Below are 25,000 nucleotides of genomic sequence, written 5' to 3'. Positions count from 1 at the left end.
TTCATTAAAATTATTATTGATGCAAATGAAACTCATTATTAAGGCGGAATTTTATACAGAGGAAACGATTTGGTGTCAATGAAGGACAATTGCGCAGGGTAATGAAAGGCGGTGTCAGAAAACACCGCCGGAATGTGGACTTAAACCAGGCTCTCTTTATCAATCCCAAGCCGCTTCATGCGCGACAGCAGGGTAGTGCGTTTTAACCCCAGGCGCTGGGCGGCACCTTTAGGCCCGGCCACCACGCCGTTGGTCTCTTTCAGCACGCGCATAATCAGCTGATACTCATTTTCGCCGTTCTGCGCCACTTCTGCCGCAACGAGGGTTTCGTCCGGCAGGGATATTTCAGGCAGGGAGAGCTGCAGAACGCTCCCGCGCGTCAGCAGCACCGCGCGCTCGATAACGTTTTCCAGTTCTCGCACGTTGCCCGGCCACTCCATTGACGAGAGGGTGCGTAACGTCTCGGCAGGAATACTGTCGATATTTCTCCCCATCCGCCGCGCAATCTTTGCGGTAAACGCTTTGACCAGCAGCGGGATATCTTCCGGGCGTTCGCGCAGCGGCGGCAGGCAGATCGGGAAGACGTTCAGGCGGTAATAGAGATCGCTGCGAAACTCGCGGTCGGCGACCATTTTTTTCAGGTCGCGGTTGGTGGCGGCAATCAGCCGCACGTCGGTCTGAATCAGCTTGTTGCTGCCAAGCCGCTCAAACTCTTGCTCCTGCAGGACGCGCAACAGCTTCGGCTGCAGCTCCAGCGGCATATCGCCCACTTCATCAAGGAACAGCGAGCTTTTGTCCGCCAGCTCAAAACGGCCCAGCCGCTGGCTGCTGGCCCCGGTAAAGGCCCCGCGTTCGTGGCCGAACAGATCGCTTTCCAGCAGTCCCGCAGGCATCGCGGCGCAGTTCATCTTCACCATCCGGCGGCTGTTGCGGTTGCTCAGGTTGTGAATGGCGCGGGCAATCAGCTCTTTACCCGTACCGGTTTCGCCGAGGATCAGCACCGTGCTGTCGCTCTGCGCCACCATCTCAACCTGCTTGAGCACGCTGTACATGGCGTCGCTGCGCCCGATGATTTCGCCAAACTCGCTGTCCACGTTGTTGAGCTGTTCGGTCAGGGCGAGGTTTTCGTCCACCAGCCGCTCTTTCAGGCGGTGGATCTCCTGGTAGGCGAGGGCGTTATCCAGCGCGATGGAGATACGCTCGGCAATCTGGCGCAGCAGCTTCAGGTTGGCGGTGGTGAATACGCCTTCCTCACACTGCGCCAGCTTCAGCACGCCCAGCATGGTGTTGCCGGACATCAGCGGCAGCAGGCACAGGGTCTGAATTTTGTTGCCCCAGGTGTTGAACAGCATTCGCTCGTAAGGGGCCACCGGATCCTGTTCGTTCAGGTTGAGCAGCAGGATCTCTTTGCTTTTAAACACCCGCTCGGAGAGCGTACCGGCCTCATCGACCTCGCTCTGCTCGTGTGCCGGATTGGCCTCATCAAGATAGTGGGTGGAGTAGATGTTCAGCTTACCCTTGCGATGGCCGCGAAGCGCAATGCTGATGGCATCGATTTTGAAATAGTGGTGGATCTCTTTCGAGACTTCGCTGACCAGCTCATCCATGTCGAGGCGCGACAGCACTGCGTTGGTGATGGCGACCAGAATGCGGAAGTTGTCGCGCTCGCGGCTCAGCAGGTCGTAATCTACGTTGTTGGTGACGCGGCTCTGGATCTGCTCAGCCACCACGGCCACTATCTGGGTAAAGGTGTGCAGGCGCTCGTACTCCGCCTCGCTCCAGGGCTGGTCGGTCGTGCGGATAAACTCGCAGCCGCCAAAAATCTGGCCCTCTGCCGCCAGCGGCAACATGCAGTAATGCCCGAAAGGCTGATAGAGATTGCTCTCCGCCAGCCTTGGCCACGCCATCCTGAACTCCGCAAAATTGCAGTGCAGCACTTCAGGCCGGGAGAGTATACGGCGCACCGGGCCATGCGCGAGGTACGTTTCGTCCTCATACTCAAACGCTTTGCCGTTATCACGCGTTGAGTAGTAGCTCGCGCGATGCGTTCCGCTATGCCACAGCACAATCGCGGCGCTGTCCGCCAGCGCAGATTGCCTGACCAGCCGGGTCAGGGCATCGCTCAGCGCGCCGAGATCGGGCTGCTGTAAAAGTGTGCGCGTGATGTCAAACAGGCCCTGCTGTCCAAGATCGCTCATCGGTGTATACGGCATATTGCTTTCCAATAGAAACTGGCAAAAAAAGAGATTCAGTGCTGACCGCTTATGGCGCGGTTCTAGCAAATTCGGGGTAAGGGTTCCGCGTGCGGCAGATCCAGCGTGCGTTTAACGCCATACAGCCCGGCCAGGCGCACCCCTTTGCGCTCAACCACTTCGCCAATGATAGCGGCGTTTTTTCCTGAGGGATGGGCGCGAAGCTGTTCCAGCACCGCTTCTGCAGCGGTACGTTCCACGCCGATCACCAGTTTACCTTCGTTAGCAAAGTTAAGCGGATCAAGTCCCAGCAGTTCGCACAGTCCGCGCACGGCAGGCTTGACGGGCAGATCGCGCTCGGTCAGCTCAATGCCGCATCCGCAGCTTGCCGCAAACTCGTGCACGACGGCATTCACGCCGCCTCGGGTGGCGTCCCGCAGGGCTTTTACGCCCGGAAGGGTACGCAGGGTTTGAATCAGCGGTGTGAGTACCGCGCAGTCGCTGCGCAGTTCGCCATCCAGACCTAAGCCTTCGCGCAGGTTAAGAATGGTTGCCCCGTGGCAGCCCAGCGTTCCGGTCACGATCAGCACGTCGCCTGCGCCAAGCTGCTGCGCGCCCCAGTGAATGTCGGCCGGTATTGCCCCCATTCCTGCAGTATTGATGAAAAGTTTATCCGCCGCGCCGCGCTGGACCACTTTGGTATCACCGGTGACGATAGCAATGCCCGCTTCGCGTGCGGTCTGCGCCATGCTGCTGACCACCGCGTTAAGCGTTGCCATCGGTAAACCCTCTTCGAGAATAAACCCGCAGGAGAGGTAGCGAGGAACCGCGCCGCTGACGGCGATATCATTGGCCGTACCGCAGACGGCGAGCTTGCCGATATCACCGCCGGGAAAGAACAGCGGGTCGATGACGTAGCTGTCGGTCGAAAACGCCAGTCTGTCACCGTGAGCGGTAAGCGTTGACAGGTCAATGCGCGCCTGGTCTTCCTGCTCGGCAAGCCAGGGGTTGTTGAATGCTTCCATAAACAGCTGATTAATGAGCTGCTGCATCGCCTGCCCACCGCTGCCGTGCGCCATTTCAACCGTGTTCATGCTTCACACTCCTGATTGCGGAACTGATACCACGCGGCGCAGGCTCCTTCGGAGGAGACCATCAGCGCGCCAAACGCGGTTTGCGGGTTACAGGTGTTGCCATATAACGGGCAATGATGAGGTTTGCATTTGCCGGTGAGTACCTCACCGCAGCGCGCGCGCGGATCGTCACACACCTGCTGCGGCTGCGGGCGAAAATGCGCCTCTGCGTCGAAGGATTGATACGCGGGCGTCAGACGCACGCCGGATTCGGCAATCACTCCCAGACCGCGCCATTCGCTGTCGCCCTCAACGCTAAACACGTCGGCTATCGCCTGCTGCGCTCGTTCATTACCCGCATCGGGTACCACGCGGCGATACTGATTTTCCACCGCGCTCAGGGCCGCTATTTTCTGCTCAACCAGCATGGTTACGCCTTGCAGTAGATCAAGCGGTTCGAAACCAGCCACCACTAACGGACGATTGTACTGTTCAGCGATAAAACCATAGGCGTCTGTGCCAATCACCATGCTGACGTGGCCCGGTGCCAGAAAGGCGTCAATGCCGTTTTCCGGCTCCTCCAGCAGGCTGCGCAGCGTGGGTATGAGCGTGATGTGCTGGCAGAAAAAGAAAAAGTTATCGACGCTGCGCGCTTTAGCCTGCTGCAGCGTGATGGCGGTGGCGGGCATGGTGGTTTCAAACCCCAGGCCAAAAAACACGATCTTGCGCGCGGGGTTATCCGCTGCCAGCGTCAGGGCATCCATCGGCGAATAGACGATCCGGATGTCGGCCCCGCGCGCTTTCGCCTGCAGCAGCGAGCCATTTTTCCCCGGCACGCGCATCGCGTCGCCAAAGGTGCAGAAAATGACGTTGGGCTGGCTGGCAATTTCGATGCAGCTGTCGATACGCCCCATCGGCAAAACGCAGACCGGGCAGCCGGGGCCGTGGATAAACTCGATGTTTTCCGGCAGCAGCTGGTCGAGGCCAAATTTGAAGATGGCGTGCGTGTGTCCGCCGCACACCTCCATGATCCGCAGCGGTCTTTCTTTGGTGTAGTCCAGCAGCGCTGCGCGCGTTTTCAGGTGCCCGATAAGCTGCATCACCTGTTCCGGCGCGCGGTATTCATCAACGTAACGCATGTGCTATCGCTCCTCGCCGTACAGGAGCGCGCCCACGTCAGGCTCCACGTCGAACATGTTTTGCAGGGCGTCGAGCGTGTCGCGGGCTTCCGCTTCGTTAATCACGCTCATGGCAAACCCTACGTGGACCAGCACCCACTGGCCGAGACGCGATGCGCCCGTTTCATCGCAGTTGCCCACCAGCGTGAGATCGACATCGCGCAGGATGCCGCAGACTTCAACTTTGGCCTGGTTACCGTCGATGGTGTGAATTTGTCCGGGGACGCCTATGCACATCGTTCGCTCTCCAGCCAGTTCAGCCATGCATCCATCCCGTCGCCGCGCGTGGCGGAGACCAGCAGGATCGTAATGTCCGGGTTCACTTCCCGGGCGCAGGACAGGCATTTATCCACGTCGAAATTCAGGTACGGCAGCAGATCAACTTTGTTCAGCAGCATGAGGGAGGCGGCGGCAAACATATGTGGGTACTTCAGCGGTTTGTCTTCCCCCTCGGTGACGGAGAGCACCGCGACTTTATGCCGTTCGCCAAGGTCAAAGCTCGCCGGACAGACCAGGTTGCCGACGTTTTCAATGAACAGGATGCCGTTATCCGCCAGCGGCAGACGCAGCGTGGCGTCGGCAATCATCTGCGCATCCAGATGGCAGCCTTTGCCGGTGTTGACCTGAATCGCCGGCGTGCCGGTTTCGCGAATGCGCGCCGCGTCGTTAACGGTTTGCTGGTCGCCTTCGATGACGGCGCAGGAAACGCGTTCGTTCAGGCGTTTGAGGGTTTCGGTCAGCAGCGTGGTTTTGCCGGAGCCGGGGCTGGAGACCAGGTTCAGCACCAGCTGTTGACGGGCGGCAAAGCGGGCGCGGTTGCGGGCGGCAATCTGGTTATTTTTGTCCAGCACGTTGATTTCCACCTCCAGCATCTGGCGCTGGCTGATGCCCGGCGCGTGGGTACCCGCTTCGCCGTGGCCGTAGTGCAGATCGCCCACAGAGGATTGCTGCGGCGCAAAGGTGATACCCGTCAGCGTCGCCGCAGGGCGCGGGGCCGGTGAAAAGGGCGCGGAGCGAAACGCGGAATGAGGACGATGTTCATCCCCTTCGATATACAGGTTGCCTTCGGCGCAACCGCAGGTGCTACACATACATTACTCCTTCTCAATTTCGAGGCGTTGGATCTGCATACCGTCATCCGCCACGATCCGCAGCCCGGTATTCTGGCACTGCGGGCAGCGCTGAACCTTTGATGACAGCAGGGTTACGTACTGCTGACACTGCTCGCACCAGCACTCCGCCTGCTGCTCTTCAATATGCAGTTCGCAGCCTTCCGCCAGCGTGCCGCGGCACACCAGCTCAAAACAGAAATGCAGGGCGCTGACCTCGACGCAGGAAAACGCCCCGATCTTCAGCCAGACGCCGGTGACGCGCTTCGCGTGGTTTTGCACTGCCTGCTGTTCGATAAGCTCCAGAGCCCGCTGGCAGAGGGTGATTTCGTGCATGACGCCTCCTCAATGAATTGCGCCATTGAATGCAATAACGGTGCCAGCTTGATTTTTGTTAGGGCGTGACGGTGTCAACACTGTCGAAATGACACGTCGACACCGCGCGGTTGACAGTGCGATAAGAGTTAAAATCTATATAAATCATAATCTTAAAAATTGGCATGGAATCTGCTTAACAGCCGCTATCTCCATTAACCGGATACCTTTTATGACTATTTGGGAAATCAGCGAAAAAGCGGATTACATCGCGCAGCGTCATCAGCAGCTCCAGGATCAGTGGCACCTCTACTGCAACTCTCTGGTTCAGGGGATCACCCTGTCAAAGGCCCGTCTGCATCATGCGATGAGCTGCGCGGCGCAGGGCGATATGCGCTTTGTCCTTTTTGGCCACTTCACGGTCTTTGTCACCCTGGCGGACAGCTTTAACAGCCACACCATTGAGTACTTTGTTGAGAACAAAGAGGGTGAAAAACACTGTATTGCGCAAGCGCAGTTGATGGCTGACGGCATGGTCGATGGCTACGTCAGCAACCGCGATCGCCAGCAGGTGCTCGAGCACTATCTGGAGAAAATCGCGCCGGTTTATAACGGGCTTTATACCGCGGTTGAGCATGACCTGCCGGTCGATCTGAAACAGCTGACGGCGGGAAATGCCTCCGCAAACGTTGCCTGATAACCAAGTGTCGAAAGTGTCGATAAGACAGTTTTTCTTCGTCAAAAATGACCATCACCTGAGGATTGCCCGGTGAACCGTTTTGTAATTGCTGACTCGACGGTCTGTATTGGCTGTCGAACCTGTGAGGCGGCGTGTTCGGAAACCCACCGCCTGCACGGGCTGCAGTCCATGCCGCGTCTGCGCGTCATGCGTAATGAAAAAGAGTCTGCTCCGCAGCTCTGCCACCACTGTGAAGATGCCCCCTGCGCGGGTGTCTGCCCTGTGAATGCCATCACCCGCGTTGATGGCGCTGTCCAGCTCAACGAAAGCCTGTGCGTCAGCTGCAAGCTGTGCGGCATTGCCTGCCCGTTCGGCGCGATTGAATTTTCCGGCAGCCGCCCGCTGCATATTCCGGCAAACGCAAATACCCCGAAAGCGCCGCCCGCACCACCCGCTCCGGCGAAGGTGAGCACGCTATTGGACTGGGTGCCCGGCATCCGCGCCGTCGCGGTGAAATGCGATCTGTGCAGCTTTGACGAACAGGGCCCGGCCTGCGTGCGCACCTGCCCAACCAGGGCGCTGATTCTGGTCAACATTCGCGACATCGCCCGCACCAGCAAGCGCAAGCGCGAGTTGACCATCAACAGCGATTTTGGCGATCTTTCGCTTTTGCAGGCGCTTAACGAGGGGGCGAAATGAACGCGATATTCATGATTAACAGCGCCGTGGCGTGCTTCACTGCCGCCGCCGTGCTGGCGCTGGTGTTCTCTTTCCATAAAACCCTGAGCGGCGGGATTGCCGGTATCGGCGGGGCGGTCGGTAGCGTGATGACGCTCGCTGCGGGCGGTGTCGTTCTGATCGGCGGGCAATCTGTTGAAACACTCATGCCGCTGATTCGTCATACCGTGGCTATTACTCCGCTGAATGCCATCTGGCTGGTGACCTTTGGCCTGTGCGGACTGTTTATCAGCCTGTTCAATATCGACTGGCACCGCCATGCGCACGCCAAAGCCAACGGCCTACTGGTTAACCTGCTGATGGCAACGGCGGTCTGTACCGTTATCGCCAGCAACCTCGGCGCGCTGGTGGTGATGGCGGAGATCATGGCGCTGTGCGGCGTGTTCCTGACGGGCTGCAGCGCCTCCGGCAAGCTGTGGTTTGCGCTGGGACGCCTCGGCACGCTGCTGCTGGCGCTGGCCTGCTGGCGGGTGTGGCAACGTTTCGGCACGCTGGACTTCGCTGCGCTCAACGGTCATCCGCTGGGGAATGACGTCTGGCTGCTGGGCGTGATCGGCTTTGGCCTGCTCGCCGGGATTATCCCGCTGCACGGCTGGGTGCCGCAGGCGCATGCGAATGCCTCCGCGCCCGCCGCCGCGCTGTTTTCCACCGTCGTCATGAAGGTAGGGCTGTTCGGTATTCTGAGCATCACGCTGGCCGGCGGACAGCCGCCGCTGTGGTGGGGCGTCGTGCTGCTGATTGCCGGTATGATCACCGCGTTCGTCGGCGGGCTGTACGCGCTGATGGAGCACAACATCCAGCGCCTGCTGGCGTACCACACGCTGGAAAACATCGGCATCATTCTGCTCGGAATGGGCGCGGGCGTGACCGGGCTTGCGCTCAATCATCCTGCGCTGATCGCGGCCGGGTTTATCGGCGGTCTTTATCACCTCGTCAACCACAGCCTGTTTAAAAGCACCCTTTTCCTCGGCGCGGGAAGCGTCTGGTTCCGCACCGGCCATCGGGATATCGAAAAGCTCGGTGGGATTGGCAAAATGATGCCGGTGATTTCACTGGCGATGCTGGTCGGGCTGATGGCAATGGCCGCGCTGCCGCCGCTGAACGGCTTTGCCGGGGAGTGGGTGATCTATCAGTCCTTCTTCGCGCTCGGGCAGAGCGATCTCTTTATCGCACGCCTGCTCGGCCCGCTGCTGGCAGTCGGGCTGGCGATTACCGGGGCGCTGGCGGTGATGTGTATGGCGAAAGTCTACGGCGTGACCTTCCTCGGCGCGCCGCGCACCTGCGAAGCGGAAAACGCCTGCTGCGCACCGGTACTGATGTGTGCCAGCGTGGTCGCGCTGGCGCTGTGCTGCATCGCGGGCGGGGTCGCCGCGCCGTGGCTGCTGCCGCTGTTGGGTAACGCTATTCCACTGCCGCTCGCGACGGCGCATACCGTCGTATCCCAGCCGATGATGGCGCTGTTGCTGATTGCCGCGCCGCTGCTGCCGTTCGTGCTGATGCTGTTCTTCAGGCGCGACCGCCTTGCCTCCCGCTCTCGCGGGGCGGCGTGGGCCTGCGGTTACGAACACGAACAGTCGATGGTCATCACCGCCCACGGTTTCGCCATGCCGGTGAAGGAGAACTTCGCCGTCGTGCTGAAGCTGCGCCACTGGCTGAACCCGGTGGGCTGGGTGCCGGGTTGGCAGAGTGCCGCCGCGCCCGCGCTGTTCCGTCGTCTGGCGCTGATCGAACTGGCGGTGCTGGTGATCATTGTGATTTCACGAGGAGCCTGACATGAGTTTGTTACTGGCCATTCTTCAGGCGCTGGTGCTGTTCGCTGCTGCGCCGCTGCTGTCGGGCATCACGCGCGTGGCACGCGCCCGAATGCATAACCGTCGCGGGCCCGGGGTGCTCCAGGAGTATCGCGATCTCTTCAAGCTGCTTTCTCGTCAGAGCGTGGCCCCGGATGCCTCAGGCTGGGTCTTCCGCCTGACGCCGTTCGTGATGGTGGGCGTGATGCTGACCATCGCCACCGCGCTGCCGGTGGTGACGGTGGGATCGCCGCTGCCGGCGCTCGGCGATCTGATTACGCTGATTTACCTCTTCGCCATCGCCCGCTTCTTCTTTGCGATTGCGGGCCTGGACACCGGGAGCCCATTTACCGGCATCGGTGCCAGCCGCGAGGCAATGCTAGGCGTGCTGGTTGAGCCGATCCTGCTACTCGGGCTGTGGGTCGCCGCGCAGGTCGCGGGTTCAACCCATATCAGTTTTATCACCGACACCGTTTATCACTGGCCTGTGGCGCGCTCGATCCCGCTGGTGCTGGCGCTCTGCGCCTGCGCGTTCGCCACCTTTATTGAGATGGGCAAACTGCCGTTCGATCTGGCAGAAGCGGAGCAGGAGCTGCAGGAAGGGCCGCTTACCGAGTACAGCGGCTACGGCTTCGCGGTGCTGAAGTGGGGCATCAGCCTCAAACAGCTGGTGGTGCTGCAGATGTTTGTCGGCGTCTTCTTCCCGTGGGGGCAGATGACGCACTTCTCCGCGGGCGGTCTGGTGCTGGCCGTCGTGATTGCCGCCCTCAAGCTGCTGGTCGGCGTGCTGGTGATTGCCCTGTTTGAAAACAGCATGGCGCGCCTGCGTTTTGTCGAAACGTCGCGCATCACCTGGGCCGGTTTTGGTTTTGCATTTTTAGCGTTCGTCTCCTTGCTGGTGGCGTGATTAAAGAGAATTTTTATGTCTGAAGAAAAGAAAGGTCAGCAGTATCTCGCCGCGTTGCATCAGGCCTTCCCCGGCGTGGTGCTGGAGGAGTCCTGGCAAACCAAAGACCAGATAACCGTCACCGTAAAGGTGAACTATCTGCCGGAAGTGGTGGAGTTTCTCTACTACCAGCAGGGCGGCTGGCTGTCGGTGCTGTTCGGTAACGACGAGCGCCAGCTGTGCGGCAATTACGCCGTGTACTACGTGATGTCGATGGAGCAGGGCGAAAAGTGCTGGCTCACTGTGCGCGTCGAAGTTGACCCAAATAAGCCGGAATATCCGTCCGTCACGCCGCGCGTGCCCGCCGCCGTCTGGGGCGAGCGCGAAGTGCGCGACATGTACGGCCTGGTGCCGGTCGGCCTGCCGGACGAGCGACGCCTGGTGCTGCCGGACGACTGGCCGGACGAACTCTATCCGCTGCGCAAAGACAGCATGGACTACCGCCAGCGCCCGGCGCCGACCACCGACAGCGAAACCTACGAGTTTATCAACGAGCTGGGCAGCAAGAAGAACAACGTGGTGCCGATCGGCCCGCTGCACGTCACCTCCGACGAACCGGGCCACTTCCGCCTGTTCGTCGATGGCGAAAACATTATCGACGCCGACTACCGCCTGTTCTACGTCCATCGCGGCATGGAAAAGCTGGCGGAAACCCGCATGGGCTACAACGAAGTGACGTTTCTTTCTGACCGCGTGTGCGGCATCTGCGGCTTCGCCCACAGCACCGCCTACACCACCTCGGTGGAGAACGGCATGGGGATCGTGGTGCCCGAACGCGCGCAGATGATCCGCGCCATTCTGCTGGAGGTGGAGCGCCTGCACTCGCACCTGCTCAACCTCGGCCTGGCCTGCCACTTCGTCGGTTTTGACTCCGGGTTTATGCAGTTCTTCCGCGTGCGCGAGGCGTCGATGAAGATGGCGGAGATCCTCACCGGGGCGCGTAAAACCTACGGTCTGAACCTGATTGGCGGGATCCGCCGCGACCTGCTGAAGGACGACATGATCCAGACCCGCCTGCTGGCGCAGCAGATGCGCCGCGACGTGCAGGAGCTGGTGGACATGCTGCTCAGCACGCCAAACATCGAGCAGCGCACCGTGGGCATCGGCCGTCTTGACCCGGAAATCGCCCGCGACTTCAGCAACGTCGGCCCGATGGTGCGCGCCAGCGGCCACGCCCGTGATACCCGCGCCGATCACCCGTTTGTCGGCTACGGCCTGTTGCCGATGACCGTGCACAGCGAGCAGGGCTGCGACGTTATTTCGCGCCTCAAGGTGCGTATCAACGAGGTATTCACCGCCCTGAATATGATCGACTTCGGCCTCGATAACCTGCCGGGCGGCCCGCTGATGGTGGAGGGCTTCACCTACATCCCGAACCGCTTTGCCCTCGGCTTTGCCGAAGCGCCGCGCGGGGACGACATTCACTGGAGCATGACCGGCGACAACCAGAAGCTTTACCGCTGGCGCTGCCGCGCGGCCACCTACGCCAACTGGCCAACCCTGCGCTACATGCTGCGCGGCAACACGGTTTCCGATGCGCCGCTGATCATCGGCAGCCTCGACCCGTGCTACTCCTGCACCGACCGCATGACCGTCGTGGACGTGCGCAAGAAGAAAAGCCAGGTGGTGCCATACAAAGAGCTTGAGCGCTACAGCATCGAGCGTAAGAACTCGCCGCTGAAATAAGGACTCGCCATGTTTACCTTTATCAAAAAAGTGATCAAAACGGGCACGCAGACCAGCAGCTATCCGCTGGAGCCGATGCCGGTGGATAAAAACTTTCGCGGCAAGCCGGAGCACAATCCGCAGCAGTGCATCGGCTGCGCGGCCTGCGTTAACGCCTGTCCGTCGAATGCCCTGACGGTGGAAACGGATCTCAAAACCGGCGAGCTGGCCTGGCAGTTTAACCTCGGACGCTGCATCTTCTGCGGCCGCTGCGATGAGGTCTGCCCGACGGTCGCCATTCGCCTGTCGCAGGAGTACGAGCTGGCGGTGTGGAAGAAAGAGGATTTTCTCCAGCAGTCGCGCTTTGATCTGTGCAACTGCCGCGTCTGTAGACGCCCGTTCGCCGTGCAGAAAGAGATCGACTACGCCATCGCGCTGCTGCAGCACAACGGCGACGCCCGCGCGGAGCATCATCGTGAAAGCTTTGAAACCTGCCCGGAGTGCAAGCGTCAGAAGTGCCTGCTGCCGTCCGACCGCATTGATATCACCCGCCATATGAGAGAGGCCAGCTGATGGACAATTTACTCGGCCCGCGCGACGCAAACGGCATTCCGGTGCCGATGACGGTGGACGAATCCATCGCCAGCATGAAGGCGTCGCTGCTGAAAAAAATCAAACGCTCGGCCTACGTCTACCGCGTGGACTGCGGCGGCTGCAACGGCTGCGAGATTGAGATCTTCGCCACCCTGTCACCGCTGTTTGACGCCGAGCGCTTCGGCATCAAGGTGGTGCCGTCCCCGCGTCATGCGGACATTCTGCTGTTCACCGGGGCCGTCACCCGCGCCATGCGCTCCCCCGCGCTGCGCGCCTGGCAGTCTGCGCCGGACCCGAAAATCTGCATCTCGTACGGGGCCTGCGGCAACAGCGGCGGCATCTTCCACGACCTTTACTGTGTCTGGGGGGGCACCGACAAAATCGTGCCGGTGGACGTCTACATTCCGGGCTGCCCGCCAACGCCCGCCGCGACGCTGTACGGCTTTGCGATGGCGCTCGGCCTGCTGGAGCAAAAAATCCACGCCCGCGAGCCGGGCGAGCTGGACAACAAACCTGCGGCCATCCTGCACCCGGACATGGTGCAGCCGCTGCGGGTGAAAGTGGACCGCACGGCGCGCAGGCAGGCTGGCTACCGTTACGGGCGTCAGATTGCCGACGATTATCTGCGCCTGCTGAGCCAGGGCGACCATCAGGTGGCGCGCTGGCTGGAGGCGGAAAACGATCCGCGTCTCAACGAGATTGTGGCGAACCTGAACAGCGTTGTGGATGAGGCGCGTATCCGATGAGTGAAACGGTGGTGTTCAGCCAGCTGAGCCGTAAGTTTATTGATGAGAACGATGCCACGCCGGATGCGGCGCAGCAGGTGGTCTATTACAGCCTGGCGATTGGGCACCACCTCGGGGTGATCGACTGCCTGGAGGCGGCGTTAAGCTGCCCGTGGCCCGAGTACCTGACGTGGATCGCCACGCTGGAGGAGGGCAGCACGGCGCGGCGCAAGATGGAGGGCGTGCCGAAGTACGGCGAAATCGTCATCGACGCCAACCACATTGCGATGCTCGCCAACGCCTTTGACGCGGCGCTCGGCAGGCAAACCCCCGAGCAGCAGGCGTGGAGCAAAACGCTGCTCAGCATGCTGCACGATATTCATCAGGAGAGCGCCATCTACCTGATGGTGAGGAGATTACGTGACTGACGTTTTACTGTGTGTCGGCAATAGCATGATGGGCGACGACGGCGCGGGCCCGCTGCTGGCAGAGATGTGCGCCGCGAATCCGCAGAGCAACTGGGTGGTTATCGACGGCGGCAGCGCGCCGGAAAACGACGTGGTAGCCATTCGCGAACTGCGCCCGGACAGGCTGTTAATCGTCGATGCCACCGATATGGGTCTTAACCCCGGTGAGATCCGCCTGATTGACCCGGACGACATCGCCGAGATGTTTATGATGACGACGCACAATATGCCGCTGAACTACCTGGTCGATCAGATTAAAGACGACGTGGGCGAGGTGCTGTTTTTGGGCATTCAGCCGGACATCGTTGGGTTTTATTACCCGATGACGCCGCCGGTGAAAGAGGCGGTGGACGTGGTCTATTCACGGCTTGCCGGATGGGTTGGGGACGGGGGATTTTCCCGGCTCTGAACAGCGCCCGGTGGCGCTACGCTTACCGGGCCTACGGTTTTGTAGGCCGGGTAAGGCGAAGCCGCCACCCGGCAAAACAGGCTACTCGAGATCCGCCCCGTTACTCGCAATCACCTTCTTGTACCACCCGAACGATTTCTTGCGCTTGCGGTCCAGCGTGCCGTTTCCGGCGTCATCGCGGTCAACGTACACAAAACCGTAGCGCTTGCTCATCTCGCCCGTTGAGGCGGCCACCAGGTCGATGCAGCCCCAGGTGGTGTAGCCCATCAGCGGCACGCCGTCCTCAATCGCGTCGCCCATCGCGCGGATGTGCTCGCGCAGGTAGCTGATGCGGTAGTCGTCGTTGATCTCGCCATTCGCATCGATCTCGTCCTTCGCCCCGAGGCCATTTTCCACCAGGAACAGCGGCTTCTGGTAGCGGTCGTACATCATGTTCATGGTGATGCGCAGGCCGAGCGGGTCAATGCCCCAGCCCCATTCGCTCACCTGAATATGCGGGTTACGGAGGGACTTCACGATGTTCGCCGCGCTGGTGTTGCCCGCGTTCATGTCCGCCGACGCGCAGCGCGAGGCGTAATAGCTGAACGAAACAAAGTCGACGGTGTTTTTCAGCAGGTCGTCGTCGCCCGGGTCTTTCACAATCACCACGCCTTTTTCGCGGAACACGCGGGCGGAGTAGGCCGGGTAGCTGCCGCGCGCCTGCACATCGATAAAGAACAGGTTCTCGCGGTCTTTCTCCAGCGCCATCCACACGTCTTCCGGCTTGCAGGAGTACGGGTAGAAATTGCCGCCCGCCAGCATGCAGCCGACCTGGTTTTCCGGGTTCACCTCGTGGGCGATTTTGGTCGCCAGCGCACTCGCCACCAGCTCGTGGTGCGCGGCCTGGTATTTCACCTGATCTTCGTTTTCACCCTCCTCAAACACCAGCCCCGCGCCGGAGAACGGGCTGTGCAGCATGATGTTGATTTCGTTGAAGGTCAGCCAGTATTTCACCAACCCGTTAAATTCTTCAAAGCAGGTGCGGGCGTAGCGGGCGAAGAAATCGACCATCTTGCGGTTGCGCCAGGAGCCGTACTCCGTTACCAGGTGCATCGGCACGTCGAAGTGGCACAGGGTCACCAGCGGCTCAATGTTGTACTTTTTGCACTCCTCGAACACCGCGCGGTAGAAGGCAATACCCTCTTTGTTCGGCAGCGGCTCGTCGCCGTTCGGGTAGAGGCGGCTCCAGGCAATTGAGGTGCGGAACACCGTAAAGCCCATCTCCGCCATCAGGGCGATGTCTTCTTTATAGCGATGGTAAAAATCAATCGCCTCGTGGCTCGGGTAGAACTCGTCGTCACGCAGCGAGAAACGCTTTTCCTTACCGACCTTCACCGCCAGGCGATTCGCGCCGTGCGGGATCATATCGACCGTGGTTAGCCCTTTGCCGCCTTCACGGTAAGCACCTTCACTCTGGTTGGCGGCAAGCGCGCCGCCCCATAAAAATCCTTGTGGAAAAACAGACATTCTTACCTCGCTTTCAATTTATGCTTCTGCTGCTTTGTTCTGAACCGGTGCGGTCTGCAGGGCGCGCGCTTTTTCAGCCTCGTCTTCGACCGGGATATCGTCAAAGCCGAGTATCAGGGTCAGAACAAACGACAGCACCACTGCCAGTCCCATCACGCCAAACACCCATACGATGGTCATCGGGTTGGCCGGGTCGAAGAACTGGACGCTGGTGAACAGCCCCGGTGCCGCCATCGAGTGGCTGGCAAGACCGGCCATGCCCGCCACCGCACCGCAGATAAAGCCGCTGATCAGGCTCGCAATCAGCGGACGCTTCAGGCGTACCGCCACGCCGTACAGCGCCGGTTCAGAGATCCCCGCCATGATGGCGGAGGCCGCCGCCGCTAGCGCCGTCTGGCGCAGTTCCGGGTTTTTGGTTTTCCACGCTACCGCCAGCGACGAGCCGCCGAGCGACAGGTTGGCGCCGATTTCCGACGGCATCACCATCCCTTCCTTGCCCGTCTCGGCAATGGTCTGAATGATGGTCGGCGTAAAGACGCGGTGCATCCCGGTCATCACCAGCAGCGGCCACAACGCGCCCATAATGGCGACGGAGAGCCAGCCCAGATAGCCGTGAATGGTGTAGACCAGCGCGGAGATGGCGCTACCGATCCAGATGCCCAGCGGGCCAATCAACACGATGGCGAGTGGGGCTGCAATCAGCACGATCAGCATCGGCTTGAGGAAGTTTTTCGTCACCGCCGGGGTAATGCGATCCACCCAGCGTTCGATGTACGACAGGCACCAGGTCATGACCAGCGCCGGGATGACGGTGTAGGTGTATTTCACCGCCGTCACCGGGATAAAGGCGAACTCAACGTGCTCGCCCTGCGCGGCTTTCGCCATCAGCTCGATAAAGCTCGGGTGCACCAGCACGCCCGCAATGGCGATAGCCAGCGACATGTTAGTTTTGAACTTCACCGCCGCCGAGGCCGCCACCATCAGCGGCAGGAAGAAGAACGCGCCGTCGCCAATGACCGTCAGGATGGTCAGCGTGGGATCGCCCTTGCCCAGCACGCCGGTCATCTCGAGGATCATTGCCAGCAGCTTGACCATCGAGCCGCCAATGATCGCCGGGATCAGCGGGGACATGGTACCGATCAGCGCGTCGAGGATCCCGGCGCCGATGCGGCGTAATGTCAGTTTCTGCGGGCCTTCCGGTACGGCAGGCTGCAGGCTGGTTGGCAGCAGGCTCACCACTTCGCGGTACGCCTGAGAAACGGTGTTGCCAATAATGACCTGACACTGGTTGTCATTGCGTACCACCCCGAGCACGCCGCTGATGCTTTTCAGGCGCGCGGCATCGGTAAGGCTTTCGTCTTTCAGGACGAAGCGCAGACGCGTCATGCAGTGAGTGACGGCGACAATGTTTTCTTTGCCGCCCAGCGCGCTGACAACGTCGTTCGCCAGCGCGGCGTAATTTTTGGCCATCGGATGTGATCCTGTTATCGTTGTGAGAAATGTAGGAAACCGGTTTCACATAATCATCATGAGTTTCTTTGAATGAAACAAGATCGCATTTTGTACATTTTTCACATTCGTGATGACGATCACCTATCGTCAGTCAAAGCGTGATTTCGCCGCTGCGACAATTTTTTTGCAGTGCAGTACACTGCGCTCATCAGTTTCAAACGGAATAACAACATGACCACGATGCTGGAAGTGGCGAAGCGGGCAGGCGTTTCGAAAGCGACGGTCTCCCGGGTGCTGTCGGGAAATGGCTACGTCAGCCAGGAGACCAAAGACCGGGTGTTTCAGGCCATTGAAGAGAGCGGCTATCGCCCGAATTTGCTGGCGCGCAACCTGGCGACCAGGCGTACCCAGACGCTGGGACTGGTGGTGACGAACACCCTTTACCACGGCGTCTACTTTAGCGAACTGCTGTTCCACGCCGCGCGCATGACGGAAGAAAAAGGGCGGCAGCTGATCCTCGCGGACGGCAAGCACAGCGCTGACGAGGAGCGTGAGGCCATTCAGTATCTGCTGGATATGCGCTGCGACGCGGTGATCATCTATCCGCGCTTTTTGAGCGTGGAGGAGATGGACGAGATCGTCGAAAAGTGCGAGCAGCCGATTATGGTGCTCAACCGACGGCTGCGGAAAAACAGCAGCCACAGCGTCTGGTCCGATCATAACGCTTCCTGCCAGGACGCGGTGTCGAAGCTGATTGCGAAAGGCCACCGAGATATTGCGTTTATCACCGGCTCACTCGATTCCCCGACCGGCGTTGAGCGTCTTTCCGGTTACCGGGCAGCACTGATGCAGCACGGCATTCCACTGCGCCAGGAGCTGATTGCGCAGGGGAAATGGAACCCGGCCAGCGGTGCGGCGGCAGTGGCGGAGCTGTTATCCCGGGGCGAACGCTTTACGGCGCTGGTGGCGAGTAATGACGATATGGCGATTGGTGCCATGAAGCAGCTGCACGACAGCGGTGTCGCCACGCCGGACGCGGTGTCGGTGATTGGTTTCGACGATGTGGCCATCGCGCCGTACATGGTGCCGTCGCTCTCCAGCGTGCGCATTCCGGTGACGGAGATGATCAAGGAGACCATCAGCCGCCTGATCTTCATGCTTGACGGCGGTGAGTTCAAATACCAGCAAACCTTCTCCGGTGAGCTTATCCTGCGCGACTCCGTGATCGACGGTCCGCATCGGTGACGTCGACAGCTGTCATCGTCATAAGTGACGATGACAGCACCACGCTCATTTTTAAAATCATTAAAAATCATAGTGTTAATAATTGGCACGGTTTATGAATATCTCCGCGCATAACTGTAATGCTGGAGAAGCAGATGAACCGTTTTATTATGGCCGATGCCAGTAAGTGCATAGGTTGCCGTACCTGTGAAGTGGCGTGCGTGGTTTCCCATCAGGCGGAGCAGGACTGCGCGTCGCTGACGCCTGACACGTTCCTGCCGCGCATCCACGTCATTAAAGGCGTGAATATTTCTACCGCCGCCATCTGTCGCCAGTGCGAAGACGCGCCGTGCGCGAACGTCTGTCCGAACGGGGCGATTAAACGCGAGAAAGGCTTTGTGCACGTGATGCAGGAGCGCTGCATTGGCTGTAAAACCTGCGTGGTCGCCTGCCCGTACGGCGCGATGGAGGTGGTTGTCCGTCCGGTCGTGCGCAACAGCGGTTTGGGGCTGAGCGTGCGGGCGGAGAAAGCCGAAGCCAACAAATGCGATCTTTGCTACCACCGTGAGGCGGGCCCGGCCTGCATGGAAGCCTGCCCGACGCACGCGCTGGTCTGCGTGGATCGCGACAAGCTTGAGCAGATGAGCGCCGAAAAGCGCCGTCGTGCGGCGTTCGATACTTCAGCATCACTGCTGTTCTGATCTGCCATGAGCAGTAACGGCGTACAGCTGCGCGTGCGCGGCAAGGTGCAGGGCGTGGGGTTTCGGCCCTTCGTCTGGCAGCTTGCGCATCAGCTTCAGCTAACGGGCGATGTCTGCAACGACGGAGAGGGCGTGCTGGTGCGCCTCGCGGGTAATGGGGGGGCCTTTACCGCGAGGCTGCATCAGGACTGCCCACCGCTGGCACGCATTGACCACGTTGAAACGCAGCCGTTCACCTGGACGAACCTGCCGGACGCGTTTGTTATCCGCCACAGCGCGGGCGGCGCGATGGACACCCAGATTGTGCCGGATGCCGCCACCTGTCCGGCGTGTCTGGCTGAAATGCGCGACCCCGGCGAGCGCCGTTATCGCTACCCGTTTATCAACTGCACCCACTGCGGGCCGCGGTTTACCATTATTCGCGCCATGCCCTATGACCGTCCGGCCACGTCGATGGCCGCATTTCCCCTGTGCGCACCCTGTGAGACGGAGTACCGCAATCCTGCCGACCGACGTTTTCACGCCCAGCCGGTGGCGTGCCCGGACTGCGGGCCAGCGCTGGAATGGCGTGCCGGCGACGTTGTTGCCACCCGCGAAACGGCACTGCGTGCGGCGGTGACGATGCTCAAGGACGGCGGTATCGTCGCGGTTAAAGGGCTGGGCGGTTTTCACCTCGTCTGCGACGCGCTCAACCCGCAGGCGATACTGACATTGCGGTCACGCAAGCAGCGTCCATCGAAGCCGCTGGCGGTGATGATCCCAAATGCGGACGGCATGCCGGAGGCGATTCAGACGCTGCTCGGCTCACCCGCTGCACCCATCGTGCTCACGCCAAAAGCCTGGCTGCCGGTGTTCCCCGAGGCAATCGCGCCGGGTCTGGATAGCGTGGGCATCATGCTTCCCGCAAACCCGCTGCAACATTTGCTGATGATGGACTGCCAGCGCCCGCTGGTGATGACCTCCGGCAACCTCAGCGGCAGGCCGCCTGCCATCAGTAATCAACAGGCGATGGATGAACTGGGCAACATCGCGGACGGATTCCTGCTGCACAATCGCGATATTCTTCAGCGGATGGACGATTCGGTGATGGATCGGGACGGTGCGATGCTGCGCCGCGCGCGCGGTTTTGTGCCAGATGCCATCACGTTGCCTGCGGGTTTCGAGAATATCCCCGCCATGTTATGCACCGGTGCGGAGATGAAAAACACCTTCTGCCTGGTGCGTGGCAGCCAGGCGGTGCTGAGCCAGCATTTTGGCGATCTTGGCGACGAGGGTGTCGAAGCGCAGTGGTGTGGCGCGCTCTCGACGATGCAGGACATCTACGCCTTCCAGCCGGAGCGCGTGGTGTGCGACGCCCATCCGGGCTATCACACGCAACAATGGGCGCAAGCGCAGGCGCTGCCGGTCGAAACCGTACTGCACCATCACGCCCACGCGGCGGCGTGCCTGGCGGAAAACGGCTGGCCGCGTGAGGGCGGAGACGTTATCGCCCTCACGCTGGACGGGATCGGCATGGGCGAGAACGGCGCGCTGTGGGGCGGGGAGTGCCTGCGGGTGAACTATCTCGCGTGCGAGCATCTGGGCGGGCTGCCTGCCGTTGCGCTGCCGGGCGGCGATCTGGCGGCGCGGCAGCCGTGGCGCAATTTACTCGCCCACTGTCTGGCATTTGTCCCTGACTGGCAGCAGTATCCGGAAACGCGCGCGGTACAGCGCCAGAACTGGCCGCTGCTGGCAACGGCGATCGGGCGCGGCATCAACGCGCCGCAGGCCTCGTCATGTGGTCGCCTGTTTGATGCGGTCGCCTGCGCGCTCGGTATCGACGCGCAGTCCTGGGAGGGGGAAGCCGCCTGCAGGCTGGAAGCGCTGGCCTCGCAGTGCGCGGGCGTCGACCATCCGGTGATGCTGTCTGTCGACAACCTCGCGCTTTTCTGGCGGCAGTGGCTGGCCTGGCAGGCTGAGCCCTGCGAGCGCGCGTGGGCGTTTCACGACGCGTTGGCAAAAGGGCTGGCGGAACTCGCCGCGTTCCATGCCCGACGCTTATCGCTGTCGACAATCTGCCTCAGCGGCGGCGTGGTACACAACCGTCTGCTGCGCGCACGCCTGCGTCATTATCTTTCTGACTTTACGCTTCTTTTTCCTTCGCACCTGCCCGCAGGTGACGGAGCGATCTCCTTCGGGCAGGCGGTGGTCGCCGCCGCCCGGTCATGTTCACAAAGGACTTAAAATGTTACGACTCTTACGCAATGAACCTCGCGCCGCGCTTCTGCTGCTGGCTCTGGTAATGGCAAACCTGCTGGCCTGGGGATGGGCATGGCACGCCTTTAGCGGCAGCACGGCGCTGATGGCCGCCAGCCTGCTGGCGTGGTGCTACGGGCTGCGTCACGCGGTGGACGCCGACCACATCGCCGCGATTGATACCGTGACGCGTAAGATGATGCAGCAGGGCAAACGCCCGTCCGGCGTGGGGGCGTGGTTCTCGCTGGGGCACTCCACCATCGTGGTGCTGGCCTCGATTGCCATCGCCGCTACCGCGACGGCGTTTCAGAAAAACATGGAATGGTTCCACGAAACTGGCAGCCTGATTGGCACGGCCGTTTCCGCCACCTTCCTGCTGGCGATGGCGCTGGTGAACATGGTGATCCTGCGCGGCGTCTGGCGCAGTTTTCAGGCGCTGAAACACGGCAGGCCCGTGCAGGGCGACATTACGCTCCCTGCTCAGGGCGGCGTCATGAACTGGCTGTTCGGCAAAACCTTTCGCCTGGTGAATAAAAGCTGGCAGATGTACCTGGTTGGTTTCCTGTTTGGCCTCGGCTTTGACACGGCCACCGAGATTGGCGTGCTGGGGATCTCTGCTGCCAGCGCCTCCAGCGGGATGTCGGTGTGGTCAATCATGATCTTCCCGGCGCTCTTCGCCAGCGGCATGGCGCTGGTGGATACCCTCGACAACCTGCTGATGGTCGGTGCCTACGGCTGGGCGTTTAACAAGCCGCAGCGCAAGCTCTACTACAACATGACCATCACCGGCACCTCCGTGGTGGTGGCGCTGTTTATCGGCGGGCTGGAAGCGCTGGGCCTGCTGATGGACAAATTCGCCCTCAGCGGCGGCGTCTGGGATCTGATTGGTGCGTTAAACGATAATCTTGGCAACGCCGGGTTTGTGGTGGTCGGGCTGTTCATTGCCTGCTGGCTGATCTCCATGGTCAACTACCGCTGGCGCGGCTACGACGCGCTGGTGGTGCGTTCCTGAGCAGGCGCGGCTTTTCGCGCCTCCGGACTTAATTAAAGTCAGCGAAATAAAATGTGCTCAGCATACCGCCTCTTTGAAATAGCGAGAAAGATAATTGAGTTCTTTATGAAAAGTCGCCATGATTTGTCTCCGGCTGAACCGGATGCGAATAATAAAAAAGGAGATGCTTTTAAGCTATTTCGCAGTTAAGTATTAATGGAAATAATAAATAAGGGATTGATAGCGATGATATACCTGTTTTGTATTTATTTGATGAATAGGGTGCGTAAAAAAAGCCCCGGGACATCGGGGCGGTGGATAATTAAATCCAAAGGTTAAGTAAGCGTGGTCGTGCTGTAGGCCGGGTAAGCGAAGCGCCACCCGGCAATACGAGGGTTAAGCAGGTAGCGATTTCAGCAGGGCGAAAGCCTCCTTCATCCGGTCTTCACTGACGACAAAAGCGCGTAGTTGACCCTCATTATCGGCACCGCGCGCGACCATTCCCTGCGGTCCGAGGGTAATTTGCCAGTTCAGATCCTGACGCTGCGTTTCACCGGCAAGGTGCAGCGGTAATTCCGGCGTTTTTACTTTAATCAGCATGGCAGGTAATTTCAGCGGCGCGCTGCCGCCGAGCAGGTTTTTCGCCAGATACATCGCGCTTAATTGAATCGGCTGCAGGAAGGGCAGCACCAGACCGTTAATTTCAGCGCAGTCGCCCAGGGCGTAAATATCCGGCTGCGTAGTTTGCAGGTCGCTATTTACCTTCACACCACGGCCTGTTTCTGCCCCTGCGCGATGCGCCAGCGCGGTTTCCGGGCGCAGGCCCGTCGCCGCAATAACCACGTCCACCTCAACGCTGCGGCTGCGGTCGAGCGTGGCACGAATGCCGCCTTCGGTTTTGCTCAGGCTGTGCAGCTGCGATTTCAACAGCAGATGCACGCCCATGTCGGTCAGGCGATGCTGTAAGCGACTGCTTACTTCTGCGGGCATCAGCGCCGACAGAATGCTCGCCGCGTGGTCAACCAGGGTGACGGATTTGCCCGCCCGGCAGAAATCCATCGCCAGCTCGGTGCCGATCAGCCCGCCGCCGACAATCATTACCCGCTGAGCGTCGCGAAGCCCCGTTTCGCTGGCCCGGTACTCCTGCTGGCTGTTGAGGGTGATCATCAGCTCGCGGCCTTCAATCGGCGGCACAAACGCAGAGGCACCCGTGGCCAGCACAAGCTTGTCGTACTGCCAGGTTTTATCTTTCGCTTTCACTACGTGGGCATCGGCGTCGATATCGGTGACCCAGGTGTACGGGAACAGATGCAGGTTAAACTGCTCTGCGAACTCCCCCGCCGTCTGGCGGGTGAGGTCTTCGGCGCGCTGATTCTGGCTAATGACGTGGCTTAAATCAGGCTTGTTGTACTCGTCCATGCTGTCGGCGGCAATCACCGTCAGCGGCACGCTGGCATCCTGCTTGCGGATGTTTTTCACCAGCTGGCGGGCGGCAAAGCCCGAGCCGATGATGACGATACCGTTGCTCATTTTGCCTCCGTACCCAGTTCGTCAAAGACGTCCTTACCGAGTGAACATTCCGGGCAGAGGAAGTTGTCCGGCACGTCGCGCCACGGCGTGCCCGGGGCAACATCCTGCAGCGGTTCGCCCAGTTCAGGATCGTAAATCCACTGGCAGACGCTGCACTGCATGCGCGGGCCGAGATCGGCGGCCGCCGCGGCGGCACAGGCGCAGGCTTCCTGCTGTTCGGTGGGTTTTGCCGTCACTTCCGGCAGCGGAGCGAGCGCCCACTGACGGGCAATGTCGCGACCGTGCTGGCGGCAGATCTCAAGCGCGTCGATATCCGGACGCCATTTCGCCTTCAGGCTCAGGGACATTTCAAAACCGGCATCCTGTAAACGGGTGGAGAGACGGTCTACCGCGCCGCCGCTCCAGCCGTGGGAGCCAAAGGCGCTGGCGCGCTTGTTGCGAAAACGCAGGCCGGTCATCTCTTCCACCAGGCCGGCAATTTTCGGCATCATTACGTTATTCATGGTGGAAGTGCCCACCAGCACGCCCTTAGAGCGGAACACGTTGGTCAATACCTCGTTCTTATCGCTGCGCGCCACGTTGAAGATTTTCACCGCCACGTTCGGGTCCACTTCGTTGATGCCCTGGGCAATGGCGTCCGCCATCATGCGGGTGTTGTTGGACATGGTGTCGTAGAAGATCGTGATGCGGTCTTCCTGATAGTCCGCCGCCCACTTCAGGTACAGCTCGACGATCTGGGTCGGGTTCTCACGCCACACCACGCCGTGGGAGGTGGCAATCATGTCCACCGGCAGGTTAAAGCCGAGGATTTCGGTGATTTTTGGCGTGACCAGACGGCTGAACGGGGTCAGGATGTTGGCGTAGTAGCGTTGGCACTGCTCGAACAGCTCGGTCTGGTCCACTTCGTCGTTGAACAGGCGCTCGTCGCAGTAGTGCTGGCCGAAGGCATCGTTGCTGAACAGCACCGCGTCGCCGGTCATGTAGGTCATCATGCTGTCCGGCCAGTGCAGCATCGGGGTTTCCACGAAGATCAGCTGTTTGCCGTTGCCGATATCCAGCGCGTCGCCGGTTTTAACGGTGTGGAAGTTCCACTCCGGATGGTGGTGGTGGCCGTTGATCGAGTCGATGGCGTTGGTGGTGCAGTAGATCGGGGTGTCCGGAATGTAAGACATCAGCTCGGTCAGCGCACCGGCGTGATCTTCTTCCGCGTGGTTGATGATGATGTAGTCGATGGCGTCCAGGTCGATTTCGCTGCGCAGGTTCTGCACGAACTCGCGGCTGAACTTGTGATCGACGGTATCGATCAGCACGTTTTTTCCTTCGCGGATGAGATAGCTGTTGTAGCTGCTGCCGCGCAGCGTTTTGTATTCCGTCCCGTGGAAATCGCGTACTTCCCAGTCACGTTGACCCACCCAATGAATGTTATTTTTAACCAGAATAGACATAGCAACCTCTACGTAATACAGCATGTTTAAAAAAGA

General features: G+C 60.3%; 23 protein-coding genes. 13 read left to right on the top strand and 10 right to left on the bottom strand.

Going from position 1 to position 25,000, the window contains the following annotated elements; all coding sequences use genetic code 11:
- Positions 1-140: 140 nt before the first annotated feature.
- From flhA to hypA, 6 genes are all read right to left on the bottom strand, one after another.
- Positions 141-2,213, bottom strand: a complete 2,073-nt coding sequence (flhA, locus tag HV355_RS06305) for a formate hydrogenlyase transcriptional activator FlhA (RefSeq protein ID WP_182401318.1) — start codon at positions 2,211-2,213, stop codon at positions 141-143.
- Between the two features lie 62 nt (positions 2,214-2,275).
- The gene (hypE, locus tag HV355_RS06300; protein WP_182401316.1) at positions 2,276-3,286 is read right to left on the bottom strand and encodes a hydrogenase expression/formation protein HypE; all 1,011 of its coding nucleotides are present in this window, start codon (positions 3,284-3,286) and stop codon (positions 2,276-2,278) included.
- Positions 3,283-4,404, bottom strand: coding sequence for a hydrogenase formation protein HypD (gene hypD, locus HV355_RS06295; protein WP_108416392.1), 1,122 nt, complete (start codon positions 4,402-4,404; stop codon positions 3,283-3,285). The genes hypE and hypD overlap by 4 nt, the downstream gene beginning before the upstream one ends.
- A 3-nt stretch (positions 4,405-4,407) precedes the next feature.
- Positions 4,408-4,680 (bottom strand): HypC/HybG/HupF family hydrogenase formation chaperone, encoded by a 273-nt coding sequence (locus HV355_RS06290; protein ID WP_182401776.1) that lies wholly within the window; start codon positions 4,678-4,680, stop codon positions 4,408-4,410.
- Positions 4,671-5,534, bottom strand: a complete 864-nt coding sequence (gene hypB, locus HV355_RS06285) for a hydrogenase nickel incorporation protein HypB (RefSeq protein WP_182401314.1) — start codon at positions 5,532-5,534, stop codon at positions 4,671-4,673. Before hypB ends, HV355_RS06290 begins: the two co-directional genes overlap by 10 nt.
- 3 nt (positions 5,535-5,537) lie before the next feature.
- Entirely contained in the window at positions 5,538-5,888 is a 351-nt protein-coding gene (gene hypA, locus HV355_RS06280) for a hydrogenase maturation nickel metallochaperone HypA (protein WP_120159347.1), read from the bottom strand.
- Between the two features lie 211 nt (positions 5,889-6,099).
- Here hypA and hycA point away from each other — a divergent pair, with 211 nt between their 5' ends.
- From hycA to hycI, 9 genes are all read left to right on the top strand, one after another.
- Positions 6,100-6,564: a formate hydrogenlyase regulator HycA gene (hycA, locus tag HV355_RS06275; protein ID WP_108416396.1), complete on the top strand. Its 465-nt coding sequence runs from the start codon at positions 6,100-6,102 to the stop codon at positions 6,562-6,564.
- A gap of 72 nt (positions 6,565-6,636) precedes the next feature.
- Positions 6,637-7,245, top strand: coding sequence for a 4Fe-4S dicluster domain-containing protein (locus HV355_RS06270; protein ID WP_089601242.1), 609 nt, complete (start codon positions 6,637-6,639; stop codon positions 7,243-7,245).
- Positions 7,242-9,056, top strand: coding sequence for a formate hydrogenlyase subunit 3 (hycC, locus tag HV355_RS06265; RefSeq protein WP_182401312.1), 1,815 nt, complete (start codon positions 7,242-7,244; stop codon positions 9,054-9,056). The genes HV355_RS06270 and hycC overlap by 4 nt, the downstream gene beginning before the upstream one ends.
- Position 9,057: 1 nt before the next feature.
- On the top strand, positions 9,058-9,981 hold the full coding sequence (locus HV355_RS06260) for a respiratory chain complex I subunit 1 family protein (RefSeq protein WP_182401310.1): 924 nt from the start codon (positions 9,058-9,060) through the stop codon (positions 9,979-9,981).
- A gap of 15 nt (positions 9,982-9,996) precedes the next feature.
- Positions 9,997-11,706 carry a formate hydrogenlyase subunit HycE gene (hycE, locus tag HV355_RS06255; RefSeq protein ID WP_126816865.1) on the top strand — a complete coding sequence of 570 codons (1,710 nt, stop codon included), beginning with the start codon at positions 9,997-9,999 and terminating at the stop codon, positions 11,704-11,706.
- 9 nt (positions 11,707-11,715) lie between these two features.
- Complete coding sequence (locus HV355_RS06250; protein WP_182401308.1) at positions 11,716-12,258, top strand: formate hydrogenlyase complex iron-sulfur subunit; 543 nt, start codon at positions 11,716-11,718, stop codon at positions 12,256-12,258.
- Positions 12,258-13,025: an NADH-quinone oxidoreductase subunit B family protein gene (locus HV355_RS06245; RefSeq protein WP_182401306.1), complete on the top strand. Its 768-nt coding sequence runs from the start codon at positions 12,258-12,260 to the stop codon at positions 13,023-13,025. Before HV355_RS06250 ends, HV355_RS06245 begins: the two co-directional genes overlap by 1 nt.
- On the top strand, positions 13,022-13,432 hold the full coding sequence (locus HV355_RS06240) for a formate hydrogenlyase maturation HycH family protein (RefSeq protein ID WP_108416401.1): 411 nt from the start codon (positions 13,022-13,024) through the stop codon (positions 13,430-13,432). Before HV355_RS06245 ends, HV355_RS06240 begins: the two co-directional genes overlap by 4 nt.
- Positions 13,425-13,880, top strand: a complete 456-nt coding sequence (gene hycI, locus HV355_RS06235; protein WP_182401304.1) for a hydrogenase maturation peptidase HycI — start codon at positions 13,425-13,427, stop codon at positions 13,878-13,880. Before HV355_RS06240 ends, hycI begins: the two co-directional genes overlap by 8 nt.
- An 81-nt stretch (positions 13,881-13,961) precedes the next feature.
- Here the strand turns inward: hycI and HV355_RS06230 are convergent, their stop codons facing one another.
- Both HV355_RS06230 and ascF read right to left on the bottom strand, forming a co-directional pair.
- Entirely contained in the window at positions 13,962-15,386 is a 1,425-nt protein-coding gene (locus HV355_RS06230) for a 6-phospho-beta-glucosidase (protein WP_182401302.1), read from the bottom strand.
- Positions 15,387-15,404: 18 nt separating this feature from the next.
- On the bottom strand, positions 15,405-16,856 hold the full coding sequence (ascF, locus tag HV355_RS06225) for a PTS cellobiose/arbutin/salicin transporter subunit IIBC (protein ID WP_182401301.1): 1,452 nt from the start codon (positions 16,854-16,856) through the stop codon (positions 15,405-15,407).
- Between the two features lie 213 nt (positions 16,857-17,069).
- On the opposite strand from ascF, the gene HV355_RS06220 reads away from it, so the two are divergent.
- The 4 genes from HV355_RS06220 to HV355_RS06205 all read left to right on the top strand — a co-directional run bounded on the left by HV355_RS06220 (position 17,070) and on the right by HV355_RS06205 (position 22,010).
- Positions 17,070-18,083 (top strand): LacI family DNA-binding transcriptional regulator, encoded by a 1,014-nt coding sequence (locus HV355_RS06220; protein WP_010434454.1) that lies wholly within the window; start codon positions 17,070-17,072, stop codon positions 18,081-18,083.
- 134 nt (positions 18,084-18,217) lie between these two features.
- Positions 18,218-18,763, top strand: a complete 546-nt coding sequence (hydN, locus tag HV355_RS06215) for an electron transport protein HydN (protein ID WP_108416405.1) — start codon at positions 18,218-18,220, stop codon at positions 18,761-18,763.
- A gap of 6 nt (positions 18,764-18,769) precedes the next feature.
- Entirely contained in the window at positions 18,770-20,986 is a 2,217-nt protein-coding gene (gene hypF, locus HV355_RS06210; protein ID WP_182401299.1) for a carbamoyltransferase HypF, read from the top strand.
- Position 20,987: 1 nt separating this feature from the next.
- Positions 20,988-22,010 carry a HoxN/HupN/NixA family nickel/cobalt transporter gene (locus HV355_RS06205; protein WP_182401297.1) on the top strand — a complete coding sequence of 341 codons (1,023 nt, stop codon included), beginning with the start codon at positions 20,988-20,990 and terminating at the stop codon, positions 22,008-22,010.
- Positions 22,011-22,385: 375 nt separating this feature from the next.
- Here the strand turns inward: HV355_RS06205 and norW are convergent, their stop codons facing one another.
- Positions 22,386-23,519 carry an NADH:flavorubredoxin reductase NorW gene (gene norW, locus HV355_RS06200; RefSeq protein ID WP_182401295.1) on the bottom strand — a complete coding sequence of 378 codons (1,134 nt, stop codon included), beginning with the start codon at positions 23,517-23,519 and terminating at the stop codon, positions 22,386-22,388.
- Complete coding sequence (norV, locus tag HV355_RS06195) at positions 23,516-24,964, bottom strand: anaerobic nitric oxide reductase flavorubredoxin (RefSeq protein WP_182401293.1); 1,449 nt, start codon at positions 24,962-24,964, stop codon at positions 23,516-23,518. Before norV ends, norW begins: the two co-directional genes overlap by 4 nt.
- Positions 24,965-25,000 lie beyond the last annotated feature (36 nt).

The organism is Enterobacter sp. RHBSTW-01064, assembly GCF_014103035.1.
In the GTDB taxonomy this organism is placed as follows: domain Bacteria; phylum Pseudomonadota; class Gammaproteobacteria; order Enterobacterales; family Enterobacteriaceae; genus Enterobacter; species Enterobacter mori.
This window is presented reverse-complemented; position numbering and strand designations above follow the sequence as displayed.